This is a genomic window from Helicobacter pylori, assembly GCF_014496965.1.
GTDB lineage: Bacteria > Campylobacterota > Campylobacteria > Campylobacterales > Helicobacteraceae > Helicobacter > Helicobacter pylori_CZ.
In genome coordinates this window covers 1-619 of the sequence record NZ_JACTCR010000040.1, presented here as the reverse complement: position 1 = coordinate 619, position 619 = coordinate 1, and the positions used below count along the sequence as shown (strand labels likewise).

General features: G+C 35.1%; 1 protein-coding gene. It reads left to right on the top strand.

What is annotated here, in order from left to right:
- Nucleotides 1-227: 227 nt before the first annotated feature.
- On the top strand, nt 228-560 hold the full coding sequence (locus tag H7O61_RS07795; protein WP_000399915.1) for a ribbon-helix-helix domain-containing protein: 333 nt from the start codon (nt 228-230) through the stop codon (nt 558-560).
- Nucleotides 561-619: the final 59 nt, after the last annotated feature.

Genomic DNA, 619 nt, shown 5'->3' with positions numbered 1-619 from the left:
ACTATCAAGGCGTATATAGAAAATCAAGGTTAGTTTCACTTAAGGTTTTTATATAGTTCCTAGCGGAACTAAAGCATTCATCCCAAACACTAAAGATATTTGGGATTTCTGCTTGGGTGGTTTTAAAAGATAAAGAAAATTCCAATTTTCATTCTTAATAGGATTTACCCACAAAATCCTATTTTATAGTAGAATGTAAAAAAATAAAGACACTTTAAGGAGTAATAATGGAACACCATAAAGCACACACAACCATTCAGGCTTTACAAGCCAAACGCAAAAGATTGCTAACCGAATTAGCCGAGTTAGAAGCAGAAATAAAAGTGGGTAGCGAACGAAAGAGCAGTTTTAACGTTTCGCTCTCACCGAGTTTGTTGGCCGAAATAGAAGAGATAGAATACGAAGAAAAAACAAGTAAAGAGCGAAGGATTAATCACAGCGTTTTGCTTTCGCCCAGTTTCATGGCTAAAGTGGATGAATACATGAAAGAGAAAGGTTTTCCTAATCGATCGCTTCTCTTTGAAAAAGCGTTGGAGTTTTATATGCTAAAACACCCATAAACCAATAGCGGGCAAAAAACGAGAGGATATTTAGGGTTTTGATAATGAAAAATCAAAAA

Coding starts and splice junctions, on each gene's coding strand:
- H7O61_RS07795 (WP_000399915.1), top strand. CDS start 228: ATGGAACACCATAAAGCACACACAACCATTCAGGCTTTACAAGCCAAA.